The organism is Micromonospora sp. 067-2 (assembly GCF_046549295.1).
Taxonomy (GTDB): Bacteria; Actinomycetota; Actinomycetes; order Mycobacteriales; family Micromonosporaceae; genus Micromonospora.
Map to the genome: position 1 here is coordinate 210,178 of NZ_JAJPWB010000009.1, position 25,167 is coordinate 235,344.

The following is a 25,167-nucleotide window of genomic DNA, read 5'->3' on the forward strand; positions in this document are numbered from 1 at the left end:
CAAGGTCTCGCTCAAGCTCACTTTCCGGCCTCTTCTCGTGACGTTTTTCTCCGTCTGCCGCCGACCTGACGGGCGGTCGCCACATTTGTATCCCCGATCGATGGTGCGCGGGTGTGATGAGTGTTTGCCCGACGGCGATCGATATTCGGCGCGGGCGTGCCACGAATTCGTCGCTACGACGCCGGATATCGCAAACGGAGGCGTCCGACCTCGACGCGCCGCGCGTTCAACTGCTATCAAGTAGTGCGTTCCAACAAGGAATCCCGACCCCTCCAGAGGCGGAGACAATGCGGATCGGAGACGGTGTCGTCGTCCCCGCGGTGCTGCGCGACCTGCCCCAACTACCGGCCGACATCTCCTTCGGCGCGGACATCGACGCGGCCCACGAGGTGCTGTTGTCGCCGGTGAGCACCGAGACGCAGCGGCGCGCGGCCCTGCACCGGTGGCTCGCCCGTAGTCAGCCGTGCCTGTTCGGCCGGCTCGCCACCCGGCAGGAGGACGGCGTCCACGCCAGCAGGGGCCTGGGTATGGACGTGTGCTGGATCGGCGAGGACGACCTCGCCCGGGGGCTGGACGCGGTGTCCGACAAGATCCAACGTGCCCGCCGCCGCTGGAAGGACCGAGCAGTCACCGCTCACAGCAGCGCGTTTCTCGTCATGTTCAACAGCCGGCGTCTCGCGTACGCCCCGCCCGGGCCTGAGCTGGCCACCGCCGCGCTCACCCTCGCTGGCGCGTACCTCGTCGAGCACGCCCCGATTCAACCGGACGTCATCTACACCGAGGCGGTGCCGCTGCGACACGCCGACGGCGCGCTGCGCGTCTACAAGGCCAGCGCCCAGCTGTTCCACACCACGGCGCACCTGCGCCGACACCACGACCGCAGGGTGCCGGGCGGGTTGCTCATCTCCATGAACGCACCGGGGCACTACGCCCAGGCTCTGGTCGCGCGAGGGCTGGCGCCCGACCTCGACGAGGCGATGGCGTACGTCCGCCGGATGGCGATGCGCTCCATTGGCGCCGGCGGCATCGGCCACCCCCAGGGACGCGGCTCGAGCTGGCGCAACCCGGCACCGCACGGGGTTGGCGGTGGTTGCCCACGGGACGGGTTGGATCCGGATCGCTACTCCGCCACGTACCAGATCGACGTCCTGGTGCAGCGCGAGGTGCTGACCGACGCGCGGACCCGCGCCGACGGGCCGTGGTCCGCCGAGGAGGTCTGGCCGTCGCTGCACCTCGGCTACCTGGACCCGGCTCCGACCGATCCCGGGTCGCCGGAGCACGGATGGGTGCACGGGCTCGACGTCGCCGAGGACGCCCGCCACGACAACCCCTGGCCGACCTGGCCGGCGGTCAACGCACCCGACTTCGACTACTGAGGAGGCGCCGTGCTAGTCCGGCAGATTGGCGACGACCAGCTGCAGCCCGGCTACGGGGTTCGGTACCAGCAGATCTATCCCCACGGGCACGAGGATCTGGCCGACTGGGGGATCGGACGTGCCGTCCTCGACCGCGGCGATGCCACCACGGTGCACGCCCACCCCGAAAACGAGATCTTCCTGATCCTGTCCGGTCGCGGGGACATGACCGTCGGCGCGCAGCGGTTGCCCGTCGTCGGCGGGGAGGCGGTCGTCATTCCCGCCGACACCCACCACCAGCTGGTCAACACCGGCGCCGGCCCGCTGGTGCTGGTGTCCGTGTACTGGCCGCCGGCGTTCGGCCGGTTCGACCTGTAGGGAGTGCACATGCCACCGGCCGACCGCGGCACCAGCCCGTCGCTGAGCGTCGTCACCGCGGCACCGCCCACGCCCAACGGCGACCTGCACCTCGGGCATCTCTCCGGGCCGTACGCCGGGGCAGACATGTACGTCCGGGCGCGTCGGCTCACTGGGCACGACGCCGTCTACCTGACCGGCTCCGACCTGCACCAGAGCTACGTGCCGGTCAAGGCGCGGGCGACGGGCGTCGACTCGTACCGGATGGCCGACGAGTTTGCCGACGACATCGCCGAGGTCTTCGCCGCCATCGGTTTCGCCACCGACGCCTGCCCCCGGCCGGCGCGCGACCGCCGGCACCGGCACCTGGTGGTCGAGTTCATCGCAACCCTGCACGCGCGGGGAACCCTCGTCGCACGGACCAGCGACCGACTGTTCTGCGAACGTTGCGACCGCTACCTGTTCGAGGCCTATGTGTCCGGTGGGTGCCCGCACTGCAAGGCCGACAGCGACGGCAACTCCTGCGAGGCCTGCGCCCAGCCGAACAGCTGCGTGGACCTCGTCGATCCGGTCTGCAACCTCTGCGGCGACCCGCCGATCCGGCGACCGTACCGCCAACTGGTCTTCCCGCTGCAGCGGTACGCGGACGAGCTTCGCGCCTACCACGCCCGCACGATGATGAGCCCGCAGCTGGAGGCGCTCTGCGCGGCGATGCTTGCCGCCCCGCTGCCCGAGATCGCACTGACCCACCCCACGGACTGGGGCATCCCCAGCCCGGTGGCCGGCTTCACCGACCAGCGCGTGTACGTCTGGGCCGAGATGGTCCCGGGATACCTCGCCGCGCTGGCCGAGGCGCTCGCCGCCCGAGGCGGGGGTGACTGGCGCGCGGTGTGGAACGCACCGGACAGCGAGGTCGTGCAGTTCTTCGGATTCGACAACGGCTACTTCCACGCGGTCCTGTTCCCGGCGATGCTGATGGCCTACGACCCCGGGTTGCGGCTGCCCGACGCGCTGCTGACCAACGAGTTCCTCCACCTGGGCGAGACGAAATTCTCGACCAGCCGTGGGCACGCGATCTGGGCTCGCGAGCTGCTCGACGAGGTGCCGGCCTCCGTCGTGCGCTTCGCCCTGGCGTACGACCGGCCGGAGACCGGCCCGTCGTCGTTCACCCTCGACCGGTTCCGCACGCTGATCGACGACGAGCTCGCCGGCAGGTGGCAGTCGTGGTTGGGCGGCCTCGTCGATCGGGTGAACCTGGCAGGGGTGCCGCCACTGAACGACCCGCTTCCCAGCCACCGCCGTTTCCTTGCCGACCTGGCCGACCTGGCCCGGCAGTGCCTCGCCGCCTACTCGGCCGCCGGCTTCTCGCCACGGACGGCGACCCGGGTGCTGATCAACCTCGTCCGCCGGGCGTCGGAGTTCACCGCCGGCCAGTCCCGGCTGCGGGCCGCCGGCCCGTCCGCCGCCTCCGACGCCGCGGTGGCAGCCGAGACGGCCGCCGCCCGGACCCTGGCCCAGCTCGCCTGGCCGGTGATGCCGGACTTCGCCGAGCAGCTGTGGCTCGCACTCGGTGAGATCGGCACCCCCCGCTGGGACGGCGTACGCCCCGCCACTCCGGGCCGGCGAATGACCCGAACCGCGCCCTTCTTCCTCCCGCTGCCGGTCGACCTCGAGCAGTCTGTGTACCCGGGGTGACCGCCCGGCGGGCCACGGTGCTCGGCGCCGGGGTCTTCGGACTCTGCATCGCCCACGAACTCGCCGTCCGGGGCTGGCGGGTGCAGGTCGTGCACCGCGACCCGCTCGACAACTCCGGAGCATCCACCGCGGAGTCGCGCATCCTGCGCACCTCGTACGGAGCCGACGACTGGTACACCCGCTCGGCGTGGCGGTCGCGGGAACTGTGGTGCCAGTTCGGTCGGGCCGCCGGGCGGACGGTACTAGCCCCCACCGGTGTGCTCCTGCTCGGTACGCTCGACCAGTGGGCGCATGACACCATGCAGGTGGCCCGGCGCGTCGGAGTGCCGCTGCGGCAGGTACAGGGCGCCGAGGCGCGCGACCAGTTCCCGTGGTTCACCACGAATCCCGCCGACCACCTGCTCTTCGAGCCGTCCGGCGCCGTACTGCTGGCCCGGGAGGCGATACGCGCCGTGGCCACGTGCGCCGTCGACCGGGGCGTACGGCTGCGACGGGCCGACGTCTTCGCTGTCGACGGACAGCCGGTCACCGACGGTCGCCCGCTCGACGGCGACGTCACGGTGTGGGCGGTGGGTCCGGGTCTGCCAGTTCTGTTCCCCGGTCTCACCTCGGCGCGGGTGGTCGCCCAGGACAGCATGTTCCTCGACCCACCGGCGTCGTGGCGCCGTGATCAGCCTCCGCCGGCCTGGGTCGACCGGACCGCCGAATGGTACGGCGTACCCGCCGTCGGCTCGGGCGGCGTCAAGGTGGTGGCGGACCAGACAGTCGCACCGGACGCCGAAGCCGTGCAGGTCGACCCGCACCCCTACCTGCGGCAGCGGGTTCCCGGCTTGCGGGACGCCCCGGTCCGGCGGTGGGAGCGGTGCCGTTACGTCGAGATGCCCGACGAGCACTTCCTGCTGGACCGCCACCCGGCCGACCCGACGGTGTGGCTCGCCGGCGGCGACAACGGACACGGCTTCAAGCATGGCCCAGCCTGGGCAGCGTTCGTGTGTGACGCGGTGGAGGAGCGGGCCGAGGTCCCCTTCCGGTTCCGGATTCGATGACAGGTGGCGGTCACCGTGGACATGGCGTTACTTCACCAACTGTCGCCAGGTACGGCGGTCAGGCTGCACCGGACCCGGTGGACGGTGCTCACCCGGCTCCTGGCCCACGATGACGTCGACGAGTGGGGTGAGTACCTGCTGCGCAGCGGTCGGGCCGGCATCTGGCTCGCACTCGAACCCGGCTCGGACGGGCTGCGGGCGTCCTCATGGATCCGTCGGCCGGTCACCACCGACGAGTACGACCCGGGGCTGGGCCGGCTGCGCGACACCATGCTGACCGAGACCGGCCGGGGCCGGGCGACGTACTGGGCCGACGGGGACCTCCGTATCGTTGCCGGACTGACGGCGCGGGGGCACCTGCACTACGTCGAGTACCGCACCAGCGCTGGTGTCCACGTAGCGGCGGAACGACTCGCACTGGACGCGCCGTGGCTGATCGGGGTGGACTGTGCCCTGGCCATGACCGATCTGCGACTGCTCTCGGAGGTTGCCCCGTGACGACCGCGCTGGAACGGACCATCCATATCCAGGCCGACGCGATCGAACGCATTGCCGGGACGGACCTCGCCGAGCCTGCGCAGCGGTTGCGCGGCGCCCGCCGCGTCTTCCTCATTGGCACAGGCACCAGCCGGCACGCCGCCGACCTGGGCGTGCTCCTGCTGCGCGACGCCGACGTCGAGGCGTACAGCTTTGCCGCCGGGCAATTTGTCACCGGAGGCCCGGCGCTGCTCCCGGACGACGCCGCGGTGGTCATCTCGCACACCGGTCGGACGGCATACAGCCGCCGGGTGCGGGACACGGCCCGGACGGCTGGCTGCCGGCTGGTGACGATCACCGGCGAGGGAGCCGGGTGGCCGGAGGCGATCGTCACCGTCCCGCCGGAGGAGTGCGAGACGTACACGGTCAGCTACACGGCCAGCCTGACCGTGCTGGCCAGCCTCGCGCACCACCTGGGCTGCCCGGACGTCGGCCCCGCCGATCTCGCCCGGGCGGCCGGGCACGTGCGCGCCGTGTGCGCCACATACCGGCCCGGTGCCGTACCCGCACCCGAACGCGCGCTGGGGCTGGTCGGCGCCGGACCGTACGCCGTCACCGCGGCCGAGGGCGCGTTGAAACTGCGGGAGGCCGCCGGCGTCCTGGCCGAGGGCTTCGACGCCGAACGGTTGCTGCACGGCGCCGCCGTACCGTACGGGCACCGGGACCGGTTGCTGCTGGTCGCCCCGGAGACCGACGCCGACGGGCTGGTTTCCGCGATCGGTGCCGCCGCCGCTGCGGAAAACGTTCCGGTGAGCATCGTCCCGAGCGTCACCGGCCTGCACCCGGTGCTGGCGCAGCTACCGGTTACCGTCGGCCTGCACCTGCTCGCCGCAGAACTGGCCGGGGTGAACCGACGCGATCCCGACCAGGTGATCGTCGGCGCGTGGGCCGAGGAGAGCCTGTGGGAGCGAGGCTCGGTGCCGAGCGAGCCATAGCTCCTACTGCCGGTTCGAATATTGCCGCGTTCTGCGACGCCGATCCGACTGCGCCTCGGTCGATCCCCCGTCATGGCAGCCGGCTCTGCCACGAGCCGGGTGTCGCGGTGGCCGTGATCGAGGCGATGCTGACGCCGCACCGGCGAGCTGCTGCCACTGAACGGACCGAGTACGTCACCGGTTTCGAGGCGAGCCAACCGCCTGACCGACCGTCGGTCTCCTGCCCGACACTGACCAGCCCTGCAACGCACTCCGGAGGCCTTGTGAGATGCGTTTCGGCGTCAACTACATCCCATCGCGCAACTGGCCCTACTCGTGACCCGACTGGGAGTGCAGCGAGCGGCGTCTCCGGGGCCGCTGGGCGTGTCCAGGATCCTGGTCGCTTCGGCGACCAGCTGATCGGTGGGCAGGTAGCCCACGGCGTGCGAACCCATGGATCATGACGCGAAGACCGCCGATGACGCGGCCGGCCGGGTCAGCCGGCGGTCCCGGCGCGCCGGGTGCTGCCGCGGCCGGTGGGCCAGGGCAGGCAGTCCGTGCCCGACCCCGGCACCGTGAACACGTCCAGGCCGTGGTCGATGCTCGACGTCACGATCTCCAGTGTCCCGTTGCCGTCGAGGTCGCCGATGGACGGCGCCGCCCCGATCCCGACGCCGTTGCCGTTGGCGGACTGGCGCGGCAGCCGGGTGGAGGACAGCTGCTGACCGGTCGCGGACAGCACCACCAGCCGACCGGCGCCGACCGAGGGGCCGTACGTGCCGAACACCAGTTCCGGCCTGCCGTCTCGGTTCAGATCTGCCGCGACCACCTCGGAGCCGAACGTCTTCGCCGCGCCGCGTGCGTAGTCGTACCTCCACAGCAGCTTGCCATTCGGGGACACCGCGTAGACGCGGCCGTCCGGGGTCGCGGACACGATCTCGGGCCGGCCATCGCCAGTGAGGTCGACCAGGGTTGGCGCCGGGATGCCGCTGGGCGGATACCAGTCGCCGTCCCCGCGTACCGCCGGTTTGGCGGTGAGCACCGGCCTGTCGAACCCGGCGTGCCGGCGCGCGGACCGCGTCCCGCCGTTCTGGGCCCCGTCGAAGGCCATCACCGCGTAGCCCTGGGTCTCGTACGGCTCCTTCATCTCGGCGTTCGGCAGACCGATGACCTCAGCGTGCCCGTCGCCGTCGAGGTCGGCCATCGACGGCGGCGACGCGGTCCACTGCAACCACATGGTGCTCTTGACGTCCGGCCACGCCCCGGTGTGCTTGTGGTGGTGCGCTTCCTCCACGGCGGGGTCGAGCCAGCGGATCATCTGTCCCCAGCCCAGCCGCTTGCCCTTGTACTGGTTCTGCCGGCTGGTGAACCAGCCCGAGGCGAGCACCGACGTGCCGTCGGGATTGAACACATTGATCTGGTGGTTGTCGTAGGTGACCACGATCTCCAGATCGGGGTCGTCATCGAGGTTGGCGATCCCGACGTTCTCCCCGTAGGTGCCGTATCCGTGATTGCCCGCGCCGTTGAAGGTGGCGTCGCTGCCGGTGTTGTACCGCGGCCAGGACGTGGCGGCGGCGCCCTTGGGGTGGTAGGCCTTGCCGTCCGCAGCGAACACGAACACCTGCGAGCCGGTGGTGGACGTGTTCGTGGTGGTCGCCACGATCTCCATCTTGCCGTCGTGGTCGAGGTCGGCCGCCGCGAGCCCGCGTGTCTCCGGGCATTGCCCGCCGCTGCAGGTGGAGACCGGCCAGCCGGGCTTGACGCGCAGCTTGCGGCCGCGGAACTCGTACGCCGCGACGGTGCCTTCGCCGCCGCCGGTCACGATGTCGGTGACCGAGTCACCGTCGAGGTCGGTGACCACGGCGGGGGCGTACACGCGGCCCTTGCTCGCCGTGCCGGTGGCCAGCCGGGTGCCGGTGGCACTGTAGACGAAGGTCGAGTAGTCCGGCGCCACGATCTCCAGCTTGCCGTCGCGGTCGAGGTCGACCAGGCTCGGCGAGGAGAACCAGCCGGTCTGGCCGGTGGCAACGGTACGCACGTGTTTCGGCCGGGCCACCGCCGCGGCACCGCCCTGCGCCTGACACGTGGACGGCACTGCCGAGAGTGGCTTCCCCCCTGAACCCGCTCTGGCGGCGACGGTCGCCGCCGCGGAGCTCTCGGCCGGCCCGGGCGCCGACACCCAATTGCTGCCGTCCCCGCCGCCCGCCGCGGTGACCAGGGCGACCGTCACCAGCACCACCGTCGCCAGCGCCGTCGCGCCGACCGCGACCATCCGCCGCCTCATCACCAGACCATGCACCCACGGAACCTACCCGGCGACCCTGCCCGCACAAGGACCGGCCGCCCGCACACCGGTGCCCGCCCGGATCTGTTCGACGCCGTCGAGCAGTCGCCGTACCCGCCGATACCGCCCGGCGGACAGAGCGGCAGCGGCGATCTGGCGGACGCTCGGCGGGAGTGGGGTTGTCTCGCTAGTGAGAGAAGCTCACCGGCACCACGTTTCCGGAACCGTCTGTCAGGCTGCGGGCTGGGTGAGCAGGTTGCGCACCGTGTGTGGTTCCCGGTCGAGAAGTTTGCCGAGCAGAGGGTCGACTCCGGCGAAGTCGCCCTGTCGTGCGGCCTGGTAGAAGCCGAGGAGGAAGCGCGCCATGAAGTCCGGCGTGCCCTGAGCGATCTGGGCCGCGAGCCACTCCTGTTCGCCCAGAACCTCACGCTTGACCGTGCGGCCGGCGACCTCGGACGCGATCATGGCGATGTCCTCGAAGGTCGGTGCGGCACTCGCGGTGAGCGTCGTCGGACCGTCGTACGCGCCGTTCGAGGTGAGGATGATCGCGGCGGCCTCGGCGGCGTCTTCGCGGGCGGTCCACGATACCGGTCCGTCCCCGGGCACAGTGATGACGCCGGTATCGCGCCACGGACCCATCAGCATATTGAGGCTGTGCAGGTAGAAGCCGTTGCGCAGCGAGGTCCAGGCAATTCCCGACTCGGCGAGCAGTTGCTCGGTCGCGGCATGGTCGCGCCCAGGCCTGAAGGGGGTGCCGGGGGTGGCGTTCTGGTGACTGGTGTAGAGGATGCGTCCGACCCCCGCGGCGACGGCCGCGTCGATCGCGGCGCGGTGCAGGCCCACGGCGTCGGCGCTTGGATCATTCGAGGACACGAGCAACAGCTGATCGGCGCCATCGAAGGCACCGGGCAATGAAGCCGGGTCGGCGTAGTCGCCGTGGCGAACCGCCACCCCGCGGTCGGCGAACCGCTTGGCCTTGACGACATCGCGCGCGACGACGGCGATGTCCTCGGCGGAGATGCGCTCGAGGAGGTGACCGACAGTGGCGCCGTTGAGCGCGCCGGTAGCTCCAGAGATGACGATCATGCGAGGACTCCAGGTGTTATCGATGGTCGCGGTTTTACGCTAACACTGAAATTGCTGCGATAGCAATCAGGAGATAACATTGGAAACGTGATGGCCCCCACCCCACAGCCGGCCCGCGACGTCGTACGCACCCGGCTGATCGAAGTCGCCGCCCGCCTGCTCGCCAGCGAGGGACCCGCCGCGGTGACCACGCGCTCGGTTGCGCTCGCCGCCGGCGTTCAGGCGCCTTCGATCTACCGCCTTTTCGGCGACAAGGACGGGTTGCTCGACGCCGTGGCGGAACAGGGCTTCGCGAGCTACGTGGTGCAGAAGCCCCCCGTCGACACCGACGACGATCCGGTCGAAGGTCTGCGCGCCGGATGGAACCTGCATGTCGGCTTCGGCCTCGCGAACCCCGCGCTGTTCCGGCTCATGCACACGGCGAAGCGAACGCCGGCCGGGCAAGCCACCATCGAGTCCGGCACCGAGATCCTGCGACAGCGAGTGCGGCGGGTCGCCCGGGCCGGACGTCTGCGCGTGCCCGAACAACGCGCCGTCGCGCTCATCCACGCGGCGGGCACGGGCGTCGTGTTCACCCTCATCGAGCAAACCGACGACGAACGTGACGAAACCCTCGCTGATCTGGCGTGGGAAGCCGTCTGCACAACCATCCTGGTCGAACCGCGTGCGGCCGAACCTACCGGCCCGGCAGTTGCCGCCGTTACCCTCCGTGCCGCCCTGTCCAACCTGACAGCGCTCACGGCCCACGAGGGTGCACTGCTCGGCGACTGGTTGGACCGCATCGCGGATTCCGATCAACAGGTGATTCGTCCGGATGCAGGGTGACAATCGGTATTCAGGTCGCCGAGGTCAGACAGGGTGACGCCGGGCATTCCCACGAGGCGGTGGGTCTCCGGTACGGCTATGAAGAGGTCAGCGTGGAGCAGGGTGCCCTGCTGCAGTCCCTTCAGGTCATTGTGCGGCAGCGCGTGGCCGACACCGATGATCGCGAGTTCCAACCGGCCGGCCGAAGCCGCCGCAGCAGCTCAGGTGTCGACGCCTCCTCCATGGCCACGGCGAGGCCGGGTTGGTCGGACGTCACCTGGGCGATTGCTCGCGACATCAACGCCATGGCTGCTGCGGGGAAGGCTCCGACCGTGAGACGGCCTGCCGGGAGATGGCCGACTGCGTGTAGCCAAGGGCCTCGGCGGCACGGGTAAACGAACCCGTGGCCGCAACCTGCTGAATCACTCGAAGGCCGGTCAAAGTCAACTCCGCCACGTTAGAGATATGCCATGCGCTCCAGTCATGGAAAGCGTGCCGAATCTTCGTTGTCGGGCATTGCTGCACGTGGGATATTCGGGGGTGAGACCTTCAGGTTGGCGAAATCCGAAAGAATTATGTCTTTAGTTGGAGGAGCGATGTCCCAGGACATCACGCGGGACGAGCTCGTCGCGCGTATGGTTCGCGCCGGCGAGCTCGAGGTTTCCGGAGAGAATCCAACCGAGCTCGACACGTACTTCGACACCGGAAAGTTCCGATTCCACGGGCCGGATGGCTTCGAGTCCGATTACGTCGGGCTCAACGACTACTTCGCATCGATCCGGGCGGCCTTCGATGACCGGTCGATCCGACGTGGGATCGTAGTGGCCGAGGGTAACCACATCGCCTGCCAGACGTGGATCGAAGGTACCTTCGTCCGTGAGTTCACACAGTCACCAGCCGGCGTTATATCTCCAAATGGAGAGCGTGTCGTCTTCGATCTGCTCAACCTGTTCCACTTCGACGATCAGGGCCACCTTGTCGAGGAGTGGGTGCGCACCGACTACCGCAGCTTTCTACGCCAGCTTGGCGCCGAAGGCAGGTAGGGACGAGTCGGACGCCAGGTAACGCCGACCAGGTGAGAAATTCAGATTCTGATCGCCCGTAGGCGTCTGTGACTTCTCGAGAGAGATGATTTGGACCCGCAACGGCACGACTCAGCGTTGACCAGCATCTCCGCTGGTCGGCGCTGTTGTCGTTTTCGGGGCGAGGCGTAGGGTCGTGGCTGTGGCCGTCTCCCCCATAGTGGACGAGCTGCCTGTGATGCCGTTCTTGTTGCGGTGGGCGGTGGGCGGTGGCGATGGGCATCGGGCTGCTCAGCGTCGTGCTGGGGTGTTACGGCGACGTCTGGGTGGGGCGAATACGCGGCACCGCCAGCGGGTCGGCCGTCGGCGAGCGGGAAGCTCACGCTCACTGCCGGCTGGTCCTGTGGTTGTCGATCGGGAGATACAGGTACAGGCCCATCGCCCGCATCACCGTGTGCAGCGATGCGGAAAATGCGTTGCTGCTCTTCGTCGAGGAAGGCCCGCACGGCTCGTAATAGCCGGTGTCGCATGCCTGAGCCCTCTTGACGGGCTCAAGTGAGGATCTGGTCGGCGGTCCTGGTCGACCGGAACGGTTCGCAGCGCTGTTATCTCCGGCCACTATACGGGCAATCGCCAGCTGGCTAGGCTAGCTCGGCTGAGGCAAATATGCGGGGGCGGCAAGGCCAGCGTGTCTGGCCGGCCGCATCGGGTGGGTTTCGCATGGTGATTCCCGCATATTGTTCTGGCACATGCCGTACCGTCGAGGCAGCAGCGCCGGCCATACACACGGTGTGGACGGCGCTCGGCTTTCGATATCCAACTCGGCGACGCCCTAGTGGAAAACATGCCCGACACGAACCCGACACCCGGTCCGCCTGAGATCGATGGTTCCCGGCCCAGCCGGGGCGCCGCGTACTGGTCGGAGACAAATCGGCTTGAGGGTTTCAGTGATGCGGTATTTGCCATCGTGCTCACGCTGATGGTCCTCGAACTTCTGCCCGGCCGGTCAGCGGTTTCGACGGAGGAGTTGCTGGGCGGCTGGGCTTCCTACCTCACCTACCTCGCCTCGTTCCTCACAGCCGCTGGGAACTGGCTTTCGCACCACAACACTTTTGCACGGCTAAAGGGGGCAGACTCGCGAGTCCTCGTAATGAACCTTAGTCTGCTGCTCGGCGTTTCCCTCATACCTTGGCCCACCGCGCTCATTGCCAACGCAATCCGCAGCGGAACCAAGCACGAGCAGGTGACCGCAGTATTCGTGTATGCATTCATCACCGGGCAGATCGGAGTGTCATGGACCGCGCTCAGCGCATACCTTGGCCGCCATCCGCACCTGGTGCACGGTATTCGTGAAACGCAATGGATACGACGCAACACGAAAGCGTCAGCGGCGTCAACCTCGGTCGCGTTCATAGGAGCAGCAATAGCTTTCGTCTCGCCGCTGGCATCCCTGGTGCTTTTTCTCATCGTACCCGCTCTGTTCATTTGCTTGAGCCTGCGGCAACGACAGCCTCCGGAGCAGGTATAACTCCAAACGCCCAAACTGTGCCCTGTGCGGCACGCACGACAATGCGGTCCAGCTGACTTCGGGAATCCCGGACGGGCACCCGCCGTGATGATGTGCGCGATGAGGAGCTCACCCATCCACGAACTGTGGCTCATTGACCCACCCCGCACTTGGTAGCGCCTACCCCGTAAAGGGTCGAGTCTTCTCACCGATGGGCGAGCTTTCTTCCGGCGTGTCGGGAAGGTGCACCCCTTCTTCGGGTCGTCACTCCGCGACCAAAGCCGCCGAGATCCAGCTCGCCCGCAGCTGGGCCGCCGAGTTCGGCCCCCGCGGTGTGCGCAACACCGTCTCCCCCGGGCGCGGAGATCGCTGTCGACGGAGGCATCACGGCGACCCAGACAAGTGCCACGATCAATACGGCGACGATGATGTCTACCGCGATGGCAGCGACAGCGCAGGGAGGACATTTCCCGGATGTCGGTCTCGTTGGCCGGGTCGGCGCAGACGTAGCCGTACGGGTTGCAGCTACCGCCTTGCACCGGTTCCACCTGCAAGAACCTGCCGAGTGCTGGGTTGGAGAGCGACAGACCGGGCCCCTCGACCGACGATTGCCCGGGCCGCGGTCACAGGTTGACGAAGCAGGTAGCCGAGTTGGCTGCACTCGACCATCCGGGCGCGGATGCGCCTGCACAGTGGTTGTCCTGGATTGCGTTTCCCCCGATCGTCGGGCTGCCACCACCGCAACATCGCCACTGTCCGCGGCGGCGTGCGCGTTATCGCCACACCACCGCAACCTCAGCCGCTGAAATAGGGTCCCGCCGCGAGGTCCTCGGCGAGGGTCGCGCCCGTCGGACGCCAGTCGAGAAGGCGTTGCGTGGCCGTGCTCGAAGCAGGGATGTCCATCCCGAAGAACATGCCGACCCAGCCGAAATGCTCTGCAGCATCCTCGGGTGTGATCGAGCGTACGGGCACGCCGAGCCCGTTTCCGATGGCCTCGGCGATCTCGCGGGCGGAGACGCCCTCTTCGCCCACGGCGTGCAGGATCGAACCGGCTGTCGCCTTCTCAAGCCCGAGGCGCACGACCGTGGCGGCGTCGGAGCGATGGACTGCCGCCCAGCGGTTCGAACCGTCGCCGACGTACCCCGAGACACCGCGCTCGCGCGCAACTCCAACTAGCGTGGCGATGAAGCCGTGGTCGCCGGCTCCGTGCACCGTCGGGGCGAAGCGCACGCTGACGGAGCGGACCCCCCGGCCGGCAAATTCCAGTGCCAGATTCTCGCTGCCGCCGCGCGCCGATTCGACACCGTGGGCCGCGGAGCGGTCTTCTTCGGTAGCGGGACGGCCTGGGGTGAGCATCGCGATACCGGAGGCGATCAGGAACGGACGGTCCGATCCGGCAAGGACTTCACCGATGGAATTCACCGCGTCGCGCTCCGCGCGGTTCGACCCCGCCGGGTCGGTGAAGTCGTGTTTGTTCGCGAGGTGGATGACGGCGTCGGCGTCCGCGGCGCCGGCCCGCATGCTGTCGAGGTCGTCGAGGTCGCCCCGCTGCACGTGGACCCCTTTCGCCTCGAGAGCCGCAGCGGAGCGCTCCGAGCGCGCCAGCCCGACCACGTCGTGTCCGGCCGCGAGAAGCTCATCGATCGTGGCGGCGCCGATCCATCCGGACGCACCGGTGACGAACACGCGCATTGCGCACCTCCTGAGACGGCCTGTCACCACCAGCCACGGCGGCTGATGTCAGGCACTGACAACACTGTACAACAGCATGACAGTCGCTGCCATCAGTATGATCGCGGGATGGTGCGCTGGGAGCCGGGTGCCGCGGATCGCCTACGGGCGGCCGCGCTCGACCTCTACACGTTGCAAGGCTTCGAGCAGACGACCGTCGCGGAGATCGCCGCCGCCGCGGGCGTCACCGAGCGCACGTTCTTCCGCCACTTCGCCGACAAGCGCGAGGTCCTCTTCGAGCGCGAAGAACTCCTGGCCAAAGGTTTCCTGGAGGGTGTGGCTACAGCGCCGGCGGATGCGGCGCCGCTGGAGATCGTCGCCCACGCGCTCGCCGCCTCGGCACCATTCTTCTCCGACGATCGTCGTTCCTGGTCGCGCAGGCGGCAGTCGGTGATCGACCTCAACCCGGCCTTGCAGGAGCGCGAGCTGCTCAAGTTGGCGAGGCTCGCGGCCATGGTCGCTGCGGCTCTACGCGAGCGCGGGGTGGTTGAGCCGGCCGCGTCGCTCGCGGCGGAGTCAGGGCTCATCGTGCTGCGGGTGTCGTTCGGGCGGTGGATCGCCGAAGGCGAGCGCCGGCCGCTCGGCGCCATCGAACAGGCCGTCCTGCAGGATCTCCGCGTCATGACCGCGCCTGCGATCCATCCGACTGAGGTTCCGACGCGACCAGAGGCCACGTCCTGACACGATCGTGCGACGCGGCCGCCCTGAGCGGTCGAGGTCAGGTCGTGGGCGTGACCAGGCCGGTTTCGTACGCCATCACGACGGCCTGGGCACGGCTGTTGAGGTGCAGCTTCGCCATGGTGTGCTTGATGTGGGTCTTGACCGTCGCCTGACTGAGCACCAGTTGTACAGCTATCTCGGCATTGGTCAGGCCCGTGCCCACCAGGCGGAGTACCTCCGTCTCGCGCGGAGTCAGGCTGGCGAGCTTGGTGGTCGATGGCGAGGGTCGGCTTTGTTGCTGCGCGTAGGTGTGGATCAGGCGGTGGGTGATGTCGGGGGCGATGAGGTAGTCGCCGGCCGCGACGATGTGGATGGCCGAGATGATGCGCTGCGGTGGGGTGTCCTTGAGCAGGAAGCCGGACGCGCCCTCGCGCAGGGCGGCGTAGACGTACTCGTCGAGGTCGAACGTGGTCAGCATGATCACTCGGGGACGGTGCTCGTCGGGGGTGTCGAGGATGCTGCGGGTTGCGGCGATTCCGTTGAGCACCGGCATTCTGATGTCCATCAGGATGACGTCGGGCCTGGTGGCGCGTGCTGCCCGTACCGCCTGGTCGCCGTCAGCGGCCTCGCCGACGACCTCCGTGCCGGGGGCGGCGGTGAGCAGCGCGACCAGGCCGGCGCGCACGAGGGCCTGGTCGTCGGCGACGAGAACTCGGACACTCACGTCGGTCCGCCCACCGGTAGGCGCAGGACGACAGCGAAACCGCCGGCCGGCGCCGGACCCGCCTCCAGGACTCCGGCGTAGAGGGCAGCGCGTTCCCGCATGCCCCGGATCCCGTAGAAGGGGGTTTCGGCGTGGCCCGAGCCGGCGCCCGTACCGTCGTCAGTGATCGAGAGGGTCAGCGAGCGGTGGCCGTAGTCGAGTTGGACCTGGGCGGTGGCCGGGCCGGCGTGTTTGAGCACGTTGGTAAGGGATTCCTGGACGATGCGGTAAGCGCAGAGGTCAGGTCCCGGTGGCAGCGGCGTGGCCTCACCGGTGATGGCGACCTCCACGGGCAGGCCCGCATCGCGGGTGCGATCAACGAGGTCGTCGAGTTGTGCCAGTCCCGGCTGAGGGCTGAAGTCCGCTTCGGTTTCGTGGTTCATCCGCAGTACGTGCAGTACCCGCCGCATGTCTGACAGAGCCTCCCGGTTGGCGTCACCGATGGTGGTGATGGCGTTCTTGACGGCCGGCAGATCGGGGGGCAGTAGGTATTCGGCAACGCCGGCCTGAATGGAGATGAGCGACATGTGGTGCGCGACGATGTCGTGCAGTTCCCTGGCGATGCGTACCCGTTCGTCGGCGACCGCCTGGGTCGCCTGGGCGGCGAGACGCGCGGCGCGCTGGGCCCATCGTTTGGTGCCCTCGCCCAGCACCCAGGCGCCGAGCAGGACCAGCGCCGCCTGCACTGCCTGCGACCAGACGACGCCACTGTCGGTCGTATAGACGATCACCAGGACGGCGAGCCCTGCGAGGAACATCGCCGCGGCTACCCGGCGCTCGCGCAGCGTGGCGACCGTGATCATCGCGACGACCATGCCGACTCCGCCGGCCGGCAGCTCGCCGTAGCCCAGCAGACTGAACGCCGCGAGTGCGACCACGATCACCAGCATCGTGGCGACCGGCGCCGTCTGCCGCAGCGCGATCGGCGCCACCGTCAGCGCGGCCAGCGCGGCGGTCGGCCAGCCGATCGGCGCGGCGGACTGCGCCACGATGGTCGCCAGGGCAAGCCCGGTGAGCACCGTGGCCAGCAGCACGTCGATGAAGATCGGCCGAGACAAAGCCCGCATCCTGCCACGCTAGCGGAGCGAGCGGCGGCGGGCCTCGCCCGCTGGTGGTGGACGCGGCTACCACCAGGGGGGTAGTGCGAGTTCCCGTCCTGGGATGACGGCACCGCCGCCGATCGTGGCTAGCGTCGGTCAGCATGAAGAACACAGCGTGGATGGCACTGGCGGCCGTGACGGTCGGCGCGGTCATGACCGGCTGCGCGTCGGCCACCGAGGACAAGCAACCGGCGATCACGAACATCCTGCAGCGCGACGCGGATCTGCTCCTGGACTACGGAGCGCCGGGCATCCTGGCCGAGCTGGACACCCCCAGCGGTCCGGTGGCGGTGCGCAGCGGCTTCGGCGACGTCGCTGCCGGCACCCCGGTGCCGTGGGATGCGAAGTTCCGCATCGGCAGCTTCACCAAGCCGTTCGTGTCCGCGACACTGCTGACACTCGTCGGTGAGGGACGGCTGTCACTGGACGACACGGTCGACCGGTGGCTGCCGGGCGTGGTGAAGGGCAACGGCAACGACGGCCGAAAGGTCACCGTGCGCCACCTGTTGCAGCACACGAGCGGGATTCCGGAGTACGTCCAGGGCCTGACGTACCTGTTCACCCGGGACACGTTCGAGAAGCAACGCCTCGCCACCGTCACGCCACAACAGGCCGTCGCCCTGGCGATGACCTTCAAGCCGGACTTCGCGCCGGGCACCAGATGGAACTACTCCAACACCAACTACGTGCTCGCCGGCATGATCATCGAGAGTGTCACCGGAACGACCTGGCAGCAGGCCGTCATTGACCGCGTCCTCGTGCCGCTCGACCTGCGCGACACGTATCTTCCCGACACCTCAGCCGACATTCCCACACCCCATGCCGTTGGCTACGAACGGTTCTCCGGCCCCGGCGCCACCAGAGAGGACCCGAAGTACGGCGAGCCGATCGACGCGACAACGCTCAATCCCTCCTGGGGCGGCGCCGCTGGCGAAATCATCAGCACCACCGACGACAGCAACAAGTTCCTGCGGGCCCTGGTGCGCGGCGAGGTCATGCCGCCGGCCCAACTCGCCGAGATGCAGAAGACGGTGCCCACCTCGCCAGAGTTCCAGAGCAACTGGCCTGGTGCCCAATATGGACTCGGCCTGGTCTTCATTCCCAACTCCTGCGGCGGCTCCTGGGCACACGGCGGCGACATTCAGGGCTTCATGACCCGCAACGGCGTGACGCCTGACGGTTCACGCAGCGTCATCGTCACCATCAACACCGACTCCCCACAACGCAAAACGGGCCTAGCGGCACCGACCAGGGACATCACCACCGACCTGATCGACCACGCGCTGTGCCACAGCTGATGTCGTCGGCGAGCGCCACCCGGCAGGGACTGGACGCCCCACCCCTGCCGTTGACGTGAGTGGTCGCACCACACGGTTCCAGACGTCAGCTGTAATCAGAGTTGGCCTCGCGTTCCTCGGCCGGTATCGCCGCCGACGCAGCTATCGAGCCAAGGAGCGCCAGACGCTCGGCCGACTCCGTCCCGGAGTGGGCGTGGTAGATGACGAGCATGATCCCGTCAGTGCTGCCGACGGCCAACTTCTCTCGATCGAGCTGGATCCGACCGACGACGGGGTGGTTGAACGTGACGGTCGCGCCGGTGCGCTCGGCAACGTCGTGTCGCGCCCACATCTGACGAAACTCGGGGCTGACCAGTGACAACTCGCCGACGAGTTCGACGACCCGAGGGTCGTCGCCGCTGGTGCCGACGGTTCTGCGGAAACCCGCGAGCAGTGCTGCGGCGGCTCGCTCCCAGTCGTCGAAGAGGTCCTGTTCCGCTTCATCGAGGAACACGTCCCGGAGCCGGTTTCCGCCAGCAACGAGCCGCGGGGAGATGGCCGCTGCCAGCGAGTTCGCGGCGATCACGTCGAGGTACCGCCCTTCGGCGAATGCGGGGAAGGGCAACTCTGGAATCAGTCGGGCGGTGCTCGCCGGCAGCACTTCGCGCCGCGCTCTGGAACGCCTTCGACGCGGCCGCTCCGCTGCAAGGCTGAGGAGGTACGAGTCGTCGTCGAGCTGCAGGACTCTCGCGATCGCCTCGAGGACCTGCGTCGACGGGCGGCGGTCGCGGCCTTGCTCCAGGCGGAGGTAGTACTCGGCGCTGATCCCGGACAGCATCGCGACCTCTTCACGGCGGAGACCGGGGACGCGTCGCGCGCCGACAACCGGGATTCCGACCTGTTCGGGAGTCACCAGGTCGCGTCTTGCTCGAAGGTACTCGCCCAGTGTGTTCGGCGCCTCGGTCATATCGGTCACGCTAGCGACTGATCAGAGAGGGAGGGTGCACCCTGCCACTACCAGTATCAGCGGGGGCCTGGGTGTTGGTGAGCGCGCGTGGAAGATTGTCTGCATCCACATCGAACTCGCCCCACGAAAGGCCGCTATGTCCAACGTTCTCGTGACCGGTGGATCCAGCTTCATTGCCGGCCATGTCATCGCCCAACTCCTGGATCAGGGATACACGGTTCGCACCACAATCCGTTCCCTCATCAAGGAGAATACGGTCCGCTCCGCTCTTCGCCTCGCCGGTGTCACCGGAGACGAAGCGTTGACCTTCGTCGAGGCGGACCTGATGCAGGACACGGGGTGGCGGGCCGCGGTTGCGGGGATGGACTTCGCGATCCACCTGGCCTCGCCTATCCACACGGGCAAGGTGAAGGACGAGGACGAGGTAATCTCCCCCGCCCGCGACGGCGCGCTGCGAGTTCTTCGTGCCGCCAGCGACGCCGGGGTGCGTCGCGTCGTCCTCACCTCCGCGTTCCACGCCGTCGGGTTCGGCCATGGACACATCGATCACGTCTTTACGGAGGACGACTGGTCACCGCTCAATGGGCCCGGCGTCGACGCCTACGGCAGAAGCAAGATCCTCGCCGAGAAAGCGGCCTGGGACTTCAATAAGAAGCCTGGTCAGAAGATGGAACTGACCACGATCCTTCCCGTCGCCGTCATGGGTCCGCTCATAGGCAACGACGTTTCCGGTGCCAATCACATCATCCAGCGCAGCCTGAACGGAAAGATGCCCGGCTACCCGCATCTTTTTGTGCCGATCGTGGATGTCAGGGATGTCGCCGCCGCCCACATCGCTGCGATGACAAGACCTGAAGCTGCGGGCGAGCGATTTCTCGTCGGGACGGGCGAGCCGGCAGTCGCCATGAAGGAGATCGGCGCAATTCTGAAGCGGGACCTGGGAGCGCAGGCGTCGAAGGTGCCGACCCGATCGATTCCCAACATCGTCGTGCGGGCGGCCGCGCTGTTCAACGATGAGTTCAAGTCCGTCGCCGCCGACCTCGGCTACGTCAAGCGAGTATCGAACGACAAGACCCGAACGCTCCTCGGCATCGCTCCCCGACCCGCACGTGAAGCGATCGTCGCCGCCGGACGCAGCATCGTCGATCACGGCCTCGCGGACTAATCCCAAACATGTGGATCAACCAGAAGGAATCACCACCACCACCGTGCGCATCGTCCGGAACCCATCCCAACACTCGACACGGCATGGGAGCGTCGGCGACCCAGCGTATCGAACGAAAGGCACAATCAGGGTGTGTCCGACAACGGGAATCCGCGGCCGGTGCGTCGTCCGGGCCGACTGGTCGCCTTCAGCGACGCTGTCTTCGCCATCGCGGTGACGCTGCTCGTGCTGGAGATCCAACCGCCGGAGGACTTCGCGCACCTCCTGCGGGGCCTCGGCGGGTTGTGGTCGTCGTACCTGGCGTACGCGTTGAGCTTCCTGGTCATCGGGCAGGTATGGGTCAATCACCATATCGTTTTCGACCGCGTCCGACACGTCGACCGAGGAGTCCTGCTCCTCAACACGCTGCTCCTGATGCTCATCGCGTTCCTGCCGTTCTGCACGTCACTTCTCGCCGGCGCCCTCCGCGTTGAGCAGGGCCTACGGACAGCGGTCGTCGTCTACGGCTCCACACTGTGGACGGCGGGTGTCCTGTTCAACATCATGTGGGCCCACCTCCGCCGCGCCAAACTGCTGGACCCCAGCCTCGGCACCTTCGGCGTGCGGGCAATCGGCCGCCGATTCGCGCTCGCGCTGCTCTGGATCGGTGCCGGCATCGGTGTCGGCGCGTTCGTGCCGATCGCGGGCGTAGCCATCATCGCTGGCTTCCTACCCGCCAACTACCTACCAATTCCCGGCGAGGAGGGAGGGGACACCACCGCCACCGAAGCGCGACGATGATTACATGACAGCTTGCGCCTGCCGCCGACGCGACTGTCTTATGGGTTGTCGAGGATCTGGTCTTCGGCGGGACCGTATTCGCGCAGGCGGCCAGGCATCTCGGACGTTTCCTCGGCTGCGACGCGGCGGTATGACCGGCGGCCGCCAGGCGCACCTGCGCCTGGTGCGTTGCGCTGACGTTGCCAACCTGTGCGACGCGACATCGTCGCTGAGCTGCCCGTGGGCGGGGCCGGCCACGGCCCACGCCACGAGACGGAATCATCCTTGAATGGACGGGTTTCGGCCTTTCGAATACAGATCGTCGTCTATCGTGACGTGATGCAGCAGGTTCATATGATCATCAACAGGGAGCCCGCGGAGGTGACGGTCGACCCGCGGGAGTCGCTACTGGACGTGCTCCGCGAGCGGTTGGATCTCACCGGGACCAAGAAGGGATGTGACCACGGCCAGTGCGGCGCGTGCACGGTGCACCGCGACGGCCGGCGGGTGTTGTCCTGCCTGATGATGGCGGTCCAGGCCGACGGCGCCGAGGTGACGACGATCGAGGGGCTGGGTGGCGCGGACGGGACGTTGCATCCGATGCAGGAGGCGTTCGTGACACACGACGCGCTGCAGTGTGGTTACTGCACCCCGGGTCAGATCATGTCCGCGGTCGCCTGTCTCGCCGAGGGCCACGCCCGTGACGACGCTCAGATCCGCGAGTACATGAGCGGCAACCTGTGCCGGTGCGCGGCGTACGAGGGTATCGTCGCCGCCGTCCGAGAGGTGGCCGGGCGATGAGACCGTTCGCCTACGCGGTGGCCGACAGTCCCGCCCATGCCGTGCAGATGATCCGCGACAGTGGTCCGGCGGCCCGTTTCCTGGCCGGCGGCACCACTCTGTACGACCTGATGAAACTGGGCGTTGAACTGCCCGAGGCGATCGTGGACGTGAGCCGGATCGAGGAGCTCACGACGATCGACACCGGCGGTGACCGGGAGTTGGTGATCGGCGCCGGCGCGCGGATGGCCGACGTGGCCGAGGACCCGGTGCTGCGTACGAGGTATCCGGCGCTCGCGGAGTCGTTGTCGAAGGCGGCCTCGGAGCAGTTGCGGGTGATGGCCACGGTCGGTGGCAACCTCTTGCAGCGCACCCGCTGCCCCTACTTTCGGGGCGGACCGGCCTTCCCGTGCAACAAGCGCGATCCCGGCAGCGGCTGCGCGGCGATCGGCGGCGCGGACCGGACGCTGGCGCTGCTCGGCACGAGCCCGTCGTGCATCGCCAACTACCCGGGCGACTGGGCGGTAGCGCTGCTCGCCTTCGACGCGGCCCTGGACATCCTCGGCCCCGACGGGGAGCGCTCCATGAATCTTGCGGAACTGTATCGAGAGCCGGGCGATCGGCCGGACCTTGAGCACAACCTGGCGGCCGACGAGATGATCACTCGAATCAGGATTCCGGTCACCGGCGCCGGACCGACATCCACGTACCACAAGATCCGCGACCGCGAGTCGTACGCCTTCGCGTTGGCCTCCGCCGCCGTCGCCTTGGACGTCGCCGACGGGGTGATCCGCGACGCCCGGATCGCGCTCGGCGGCGTCGCGTCGCGCCCCTGGCGGGTGCCGTCCGCCGAGCAGGCGTTGACCGGCACCGCCGCCACCGCTCAGGACGCCCGCCGCGCTGGTGAGTTGGCGCTACAGGGTGCACGGCCCGGCGAGCAGAACGAGTTCCGGGTGGAGTTGGCGATCCGGACCGTCGCCGACGCCGTGGCCATCGCGTGGGGACGTGGCCGATGAGCGGGCCAAGTCTGTCTCGCGTCGACGCCCGCGAGAAGGTCACCGGGGTGGTCCGTTACGGCGCCGACCGGCTCCCCGACGGGGTGCTGCACGCGGCGCTGGCGGTGTCCACCATCGCGGTGGGCCGGGTGGCCGCCGTGCACACCGACCAGGCGCAACGCTGCCCGGGTGTCCGGCTGGTGCTCACCCATCCGCTTGGCGAGGAATTGAAATCTGCCGGGTTCGTCATGGGCGGCGGCCACGGATTCCAAAGCCTTCAGCCACTGACCGACGACCGGATAGCCTACCGAGGCCAACCGATCGCCCTGGTGGTCGCCGACACCCCACACGAGGCGGCTGAGGCTGCCCGTCTGATCAGCGCCGACTACGAACCGCAGGCCGCCGCAGTGCTGCTGAACTCTGACGGCACCGAAACCGTCGACCAGCAGACTGCGATCCCGATGCCGATGCTCGCCGACATCGTGCACGGCGACGCCGACGAGGCCTTCCGCACCGCGCACACCCGCGTGGATCTGCGATACGACTGCCCACCGCAGCACCCGGCCCCGATGGAGATGATCGGATCCGTCGTCGAGTGGAACGGCGACCGACTGACCATCCACGAGGGCACCCAGAACGCCAACGCGCTACGCTTCGGCGTCGCCACCCAACTGGGCCTCGACCCGCAGTCGGTGCGCGTCTCGTCCCCGTACATCGGCGGGGCGTTCGGCAACAAGAACTCCCTACAGCCACACACCGCGTTGGCGGCGATCGCGGCACGGCGGCTCGGCCGACCCGTGAAGCTGGTGCTGACGCGCACCCAGATGTTCCTCGGCGCGTCGTTCCGGCCGGCCTCGCGTCACCGGGTGCGGCTCGGCGCCGACGCCGACGGGCTGCTGGTCGCCGCGATCCACGAGGTCGACCAGCAGACCTCACGCCACGACCTGTTCCCCGCCAACTACACCGACATGACCGCCCGGCTCTACGGCGTCAACGCCTTCCGCGGACATCAACGGCTGGTCCGCACCGACGTGCAAACCCCCGGCTACATGCGAACCCCACACGAGCACCCCGCCGCGTTCGCCTTCGAGTCCGCCGTCGACGAACTGGCCTACGCCTGGGGCCAGGACCCAGTGGCATTGCGGCTGGCCAACGACACCCAGACCGACCCCATCACCGGACACCCGTTCTCCTCCCGCTTCCTGGCCGACTGCCTCCGCCAGGGCGCCGAGCGGTTCGGCTGGTCGCGCCGCACACCGCAGCCGGGTTCGATGACCGCTGACGACGGCTCGGCAATCGGATGGGGCGTGGCGATCGGCGCCTACCCGTGCTCCAACGTCCCGGCGATTACTCGCCTACGCGCCGACGCCTCCGGCAGTCTGCTCCTGCATGTCGGTGGACACGAGATGGGCCAGGGCATCCGCACCGCCATCACCGAAACCGTCATCACGGACCTCGGTGTGCCCGCCGACCGGGTGCACATCGACCTCGGCGACACCGCGGTCGTACCGCAACCCCTCACCGCAGGAGCGTGGGGCACCGCGACCGCGCTGCCCGGCGTCCACGACGCCCTAGCCGCGCTACGCGGGAAACTCGGCGTTACCGCGAGCGGGCCCGTTGACGTCGCTGCCGCCGTCCGCGCTCTGGGCGGCGAACCGATCGAGGTCGAAACTGTCACCCTCGGACCCGGTCAGAACGATGAAGCCGTCGCCAACGTCCGCAGAGGCGCGCTGGCCATCGCCGGCCCGGACTACCCCGGCTTCGTCACCTTCAGCTACGTTGCCCATTTCATCGAAGTGCGCGTCGAGCCGATCACCCGGCGAGTACGAGTAACCCGAACGGTGAGCATCGCCGACTGCGGCCGCGTGGCCAGCCCCGTCACCGCCGCCAGCCAGATGCGCGGAGGGGTCATCTGGGGCATCAGCGCCGCTCTGCGGGAACTCAGCGACGCCGACCCGCGCCACGGCGGATTCCTCAACGCCGACCTGGCCGACTACGTCATCGCCGTCAACGCCGACATCCCCGACCTCGACGTCGGATTCGTCAACCGGCCCGACCCGCGACTCAACGCCCTGGGCGTCAAATCACTCGGCGAGGTAGCAATGGCAGGCGTGGCCCCGGCGGTCGCCAACGCCATCTACCACGCCACCGGCACCCGGCACCGACACCTGCCCATCCGCCTCGAAGACATGCTCTGACTCCTGGCTCAAGCCATCGATCTCGCCGTCGTCGAGCAGCGCCTCAACAGTTGCCCCCAAAATGTCGTCGGCTGCCGAACCGGCCGAAACCCACGTACCGCTCTGGCACCCGAAAGACCGTCACCGTCGCGACGACCGCTCGCCTGACTCGACGCGCACGTTGGG

Annotated in this window: 24 protein-coding genes; 17 read left to right on the top strand and 7 right to left on the bottom strand. The window is 68.5% G+C overall.

Annotation, left to right across the window (positions count from 1 at the left end):
* Positions 1–287: 287 nt before the first annotated feature.
* From ACLJN9_RS22610 to ACLJN9_RS22635, 6 genes are read left to right on the top strand one after another with little or no spacing between them, the layout of a single operon-like run.
* On the top strand, positions 288–1,376 hold the full coding sequence (locus ACLJN9_RS22610) for a hypothetical protein (protein WP_410813491.1): 1,089 nt from the start codon (positions 288–290) through the stop codon (positions 1,374–1,376).
* Positions 1,377–1,385: 9 nt separating this feature from the next.
* Positions 1,386–1,733 carry a cupin domain-containing protein gene (locus ACLJN9_RS22615; protein WP_410813492.1) on the top strand — a complete coding sequence of 116 codons (348 nt, stop codon included), beginning with the start codon at positions 1,386–1,388 and terminating at the stop codon, positions 1,731–1,733.
* Between the two features lie 9 nt (positions 1,734–1,742).
* Positions 1,743–3,407 carry a methionine--tRNA ligase gene (locus ACLJN9_RS22620; RefSeq protein ID WP_410813493.1) on the top strand — a complete coding sequence of 555 codons (1,665 nt, stop codon included), beginning with the start codon at positions 1,743–1,745 and terminating at the stop codon, positions 3,405–3,407.
* Positions 3,404–4,453, top strand: a complete 1,050-nt coding sequence (locus tag ACLJN9_RS22625) for an FAD-dependent oxidoreductase (protein ID WP_410813494.1) — start codon at positions 3,404–3,406, stop codon at positions 4,451–4,453. Before ACLJN9_RS22620 ends, ACLJN9_RS22625 begins: the two co-directional genes overlap by 4 nt.
* Before the next feature lie 3 nt (positions 4,454–4,456).
* Positions 4,457–4,951, top strand: a complete 495-nt coding sequence (locus tag ACLJN9_RS22630) for a DUF4178 domain-containing protein (protein ID WP_410813495.1) — start codon at positions 4,457–4,459, stop codon at positions 4,949–4,951.
* Positions 4,948–5,925 carry an SIS domain-containing protein gene (locus tag ACLJN9_RS22635; RefSeq protein ID WP_410813496.1) on the top strand — a complete coding sequence of 326 codons (978 nt, stop codon included), beginning with the start codon at positions 4,948–4,950 and terminating at the stop codon, positions 5,923–5,925. Before ACLJN9_RS22630 ends, ACLJN9_RS22635 begins: the two co-directional genes overlap by 4 nt.
* A gap of 475 nt (positions 5,926–6,400) precedes the next feature.
* On the opposite strand, the gene ACLJN9_RS22640 is transcribed toward ACLJN9_RS22635, so the two are convergent.
* Positions 6,401–8,188, bottom strand: a complete 1,788-nt coding sequence (locus ACLJN9_RS22640; protein ID WP_410813497.1) for an FG-GAP repeat domain-containing protein — start codon at positions 8,186–8,188, stop codon at positions 6,401–6,403.
* A 231-nt stretch (positions 8,189–8,419) separates the two neighbouring features.
* Positions 8,420–9,274, bottom strand: coding sequence for an NmrA family NAD(P)-binding protein (locus tag ACLJN9_RS22645; protein WP_410813498.1), 855 nt, complete (start codon positions 9,272–9,274; stop codon positions 8,420–8,422).
* Positions 9,275–9,364: 90 nt separating this feature from the next.
* Here ACLJN9_RS22645 and ACLJN9_RS22650 point away from each other — a divergent pair, with 90 nt between their 5' ends.
* Positions 9,365–10,099 (top strand): TetR/AcrR family transcriptional regulator, encoded by a 735-nt coding sequence (locus ACLJN9_RS22650; RefSeq protein WP_410813630.1) that lies wholly within the window; start codon positions 9,365–9,367, stop codon positions 10,097–10,099.
* Between the two features lie 276 nt (positions 10,100–10,375).
* Here ACLJN9_RS22650 and ACLJN9_RS22655 read toward each other — a convergent pair whose 3' ends face one another.
* Positions 10,376–10,603, bottom strand: coding sequence for a LysR family transcriptional regulator (locus ACLJN9_RS22655; protein ID WP_410813499.1), 228 nt, complete (start codon positions 10,601–10,603; stop codon positions 10,376–10,378).
* Positions 10,604–10,674: 71 nt separating this feature from the next.
* Between ACLJN9_RS22655 and ACLJN9_RS22660 the strand changes: the two genes are divergently transcribed.
* The 3 genes from ACLJN9_RS22660 (at position 10,675) to ACLJN9_RS22670 (ending at position 12,628) form a co-directional block, all read left to right on the top strand.
* The gene (locus ACLJN9_RS22660) at positions 10,675–11,121 is read left to right on the top strand and encodes an ester cyclase (protein WP_410813500.1); all 447 of its coding nucleotides are present in this window, start codon (positions 10,675–10,677) and stop codon (positions 11,119–11,121) included.
* Positions 11,122–11,375: 254 nt separating this feature from the next.
* Entirely contained in the window at positions 11,376–11,615 is a 240-nt protein-coding gene (locus ACLJN9_RS22665) for a hypothetical protein (protein WP_410813501.1), read from the top strand.
* Positions 11,616–11,944: 329 nt separating this feature from the next.
* Positions 11,945–12,628, top strand: coding sequence for a TMEM175 family protein (locus tag ACLJN9_RS22670; RefSeq protein ID WP_410813502.1), 684 nt, complete (start codon positions 11,945–11,947; stop codon positions 12,626–12,628).
* A 774-nt stretch (positions 12,629–13,402) separates the two neighbouring features.
* On the opposite strand, the gene ACLJN9_RS22675 is transcribed toward ACLJN9_RS22670, so the two are convergent.
* Positions 13,403–14,299 (bottom strand): SDR family oxidoreductase, encoded by an 897-nt coding sequence (locus tag ACLJN9_RS22675; RefSeq protein ID WP_410813503.1) that lies wholly within the window; start codon positions 14,297–14,299, stop codon positions 13,403–13,405.
* 108 nt (positions 14,300–14,407) lie between these two features.
* Here ACLJN9_RS22675 and ACLJN9_RS22680 point away from each other — a divergent pair, with 108 nt between their 5' ends.
* Positions 14,408–15,019, top strand: coding sequence for a TetR/AcrR family transcriptional regulator (locus tag ACLJN9_RS22680; RefSeq protein WP_410813504.1), 612 nt, complete (start codon positions 14,408–14,410; stop codon positions 15,017–15,019).
* Positions 15,020–15,056: 37 nt separating this feature from the next.
* Here the strand turns inward: ACLJN9_RS22680 and ACLJN9_RS22685 are convergent, their stop codons facing one another.
* Positions 15,057–15,722 carry a response regulator gene (locus ACLJN9_RS22685; RefSeq protein WP_410813505.1) on the bottom strand — a complete coding sequence of 222 codons (666 nt, stop codon included), beginning with the start codon at positions 15,720–15,722 and terminating at the stop codon, positions 15,057–15,059.
* The gene (locus tag ACLJN9_RS22690; protein ID WP_410813506.1) at positions 15,719–16,828 is read right to left on the bottom strand and encodes a sensor histidine kinase; all 1,110 of its coding nucleotides are present in this window, start codon (positions 16,826–16,828) and stop codon (positions 15,719–15,721) included. Before ACLJN9_RS22690 ends, ACLJN9_RS22685 begins: the two co-directional genes overlap by 4 nt.
* Positions 16,829–16,962: 134 nt before the next feature.
* On the opposite strand from ACLJN9_RS22690, the gene ACLJN9_RS22695 reads away from it, so the two are divergent.
* Positions 16,963–18,159: a serine hydrolase domain-containing protein gene (locus ACLJN9_RS22695; RefSeq protein WP_410813507.1), complete on the top strand. Its 1,197-nt coding sequence runs from the start codon at positions 16,963–16,965 to the stop codon at positions 18,157–18,159.
* An 85-nt stretch (positions 18,160–18,244) separates the two neighbouring features.
* Here the strand turns inward: ACLJN9_RS22695 and ACLJN9_RS22700 are convergent, their stop codons facing one another.
* A complete protein-coding gene (locus tag ACLJN9_RS22700; RefSeq protein ID WP_410813508.1) occupies positions 18,245–19,105 on the bottom strand; it encodes a helix-turn-helix domain-containing protein in 861 nt (286 codons plus the stop codon).
* A gap of 136 nt (positions 19,106–19,241) precedes the next feature.
* Between ACLJN9_RS22700 and ACLJN9_RS22705 the strand changes: the two genes are divergently transcribed.
* The 5 genes from ACLJN9_RS22705 (at position 19,242) to ACLJN9_RS22725 (ending at position 25,002) form a co-directional block, all read left to right on the top strand.
* Positions 19,242–20,270: an SDR family oxidoreductase gene (locus ACLJN9_RS22705; RefSeq protein WP_410813509.1), complete on the top strand. Its 1,029-nt coding sequence runs from the start codon at positions 19,242–19,244 to the stop codon at positions 20,268–20,270.
* Positions 20,271–20,402: 132 nt separating this feature from the next.
* Positions 20,403–21,050 carry a TMEM175 family protein gene (locus tag ACLJN9_RS22710; protein WP_410813510.1) on the top strand — a complete coding sequence of 216 codons (648 nt, stop codon included), beginning with the start codon at positions 20,403–20,405 and terminating at the stop codon, positions 21,048–21,050.
* 318 nt (positions 21,051–21,368) lie between these two features.
* Positions 21,369–21,830 carry a (2Fe-2S)-binding protein gene (locus ACLJN9_RS22715; RefSeq protein ID WP_410813511.1) on the top strand — a complete coding sequence of 154 codons (462 nt, stop codon included), beginning with the start codon at positions 21,369–21,371 and terminating at the stop codon, positions 21,828–21,830.
* A complete protein-coding gene (locus ACLJN9_RS22720; protein WP_410813512.1) occupies positions 21,827–22,825 on the top strand; it encodes an FAD binding domain-containing protein in 999 nt (332 codons plus the stop codon). The genes ACLJN9_RS22715 and ACLJN9_RS22720 overlap by 4 nt, the downstream gene beginning before the upstream one ends.
* Positions 22,822–25,002 carry a xanthine dehydrogenase family protein molybdopterin-binding subunit gene (locus tag ACLJN9_RS22725; RefSeq protein ID WP_410813513.1) on the top strand — a complete coding sequence of 727 codons (2,181 nt, stop codon included), beginning with the start codon at positions 22,822–22,824 and terminating at the stop codon, positions 25,000–25,002. The genes ACLJN9_RS22720 and ACLJN9_RS22725 overlap by 4 nt, the downstream gene beginning before the upstream one ends.
* Positions 25,003–25,167 lie beyond the last annotated feature (165 nt).

Coding starts and splice junctions, on each gene's coding strand:
- ACLJN9_RS22610 (WP_410813491.1), top strand. CDS start 288: ATGCGGATCGGAGACGGTGTCGTCGTCCCCGCGGTGCTGCGCGACCTG.
- ACLJN9_RS22620 (WP_410813493.1), top strand. CDS start 1,743: ATGCCACCGGCCGACCGCGGCACCAGCCCGTCGCTGAGCGTCGTCACC.
- ACLJN9_RS22640 (WP_410813497.1), bottom strand. CDS start 8,188: ATGAGGCGGCGGATGGTCGCGGTCGGCGCGACGGCGCTGGCGACGGTG.
- ACLJN9_RS22645 (WP_410813498.1), bottom strand. CDS start 9,274: ATGATCGTCATCTCTGGAGCTACCGGCGCGCTCAACGGCGCCACTGTC.
- ACLJN9_RS22650 (WP_410813630.1), top strand. CDS start 9,365: ATGGCCCCCACCCCACAGCCGGCCCGCGACGTCGTACGCACCCGGCTG.
- ACLJN9_RS22660 (WP_410813500.1), top strand. CDS start 10,675: ATGTCCCAGGACATCACGCGGGACGAGCTCGTCGCGCGTATGGTTCGC.
- ACLJN9_RS22665 (WP_410813501.1), top strand. CDS start 11,376: ATGGGCATCGGGCTGCTCAGCGTCGTGCTGGGGTGTTACGGCGACGTC.
- ACLJN9_RS22670 (WP_410813502.1), top strand. CDS start 11,945: ATGCCCGACACGAACCCGACACCCGGTCCGCCTGAGATCGATGGTTCC.
- ACLJN9_RS22675 (WP_410813503.1), bottom strand. CDS start 14,299: ATGCGCGTGTTCGTCACCGGTGCGTCCGGATGGATCGGCGCCGCCACG.
- ACLJN9_RS22680 (WP_410813504.1), top strand. CDS start 14,408: ATGGTGCGCTGGGAGCCGGGTGCCGCGGATCGCCTACGGGCGGCCGCG.
- ACLJN9_RS22690 (WP_410813506.1), bottom strand. CDS start 16,828: ATGCGGGCTTTGTCTCGGCCGATCTTCATCGACGTGCTGCTGGCCACG.
- ACLJN9_RS22695 (WP_410813507.1), top strand. CDS start 16,963: ATGAAGAACACAGCGTGGATGGCACTGGCGGCCGTGACGGTCGGCGCG.
- ACLJN9_RS22700 (WP_410813508.1), bottom strand. CDS start 19,105: ATGACCGAGGCGCCGAACACACTGGGCGAGTACCTTCGAGCAAGACGC.
- ACLJN9_RS22705 (WP_410813509.1), top strand. CDS start 19,242: ATGTCCAACGTTCTCGTGACCGGTGGATCCAGCTTCATTGCCGGCCAT.
- ACLJN9_RS22715 (WP_410813511.1), top strand. CDS start 21,369: ATGCAGCAGGTTCATATGATCATCAACAGGGAGCCCGCGGAGGTGACG.
- ACLJN9_RS22720 (WP_410813512.1), top strand. CDS start 21,827: ATGAGACCGTTCGCCTACGCGGTGGCCGACAGTCCCGCCCATGCCGTG.
- ACLJN9_RS22725 (WP_410813513.1), top strand. CDS start 22,822: ATGAGCGGGCCAAGTCTGTCTCGCGTCGACGCCCGCGAGAAGGTCACC.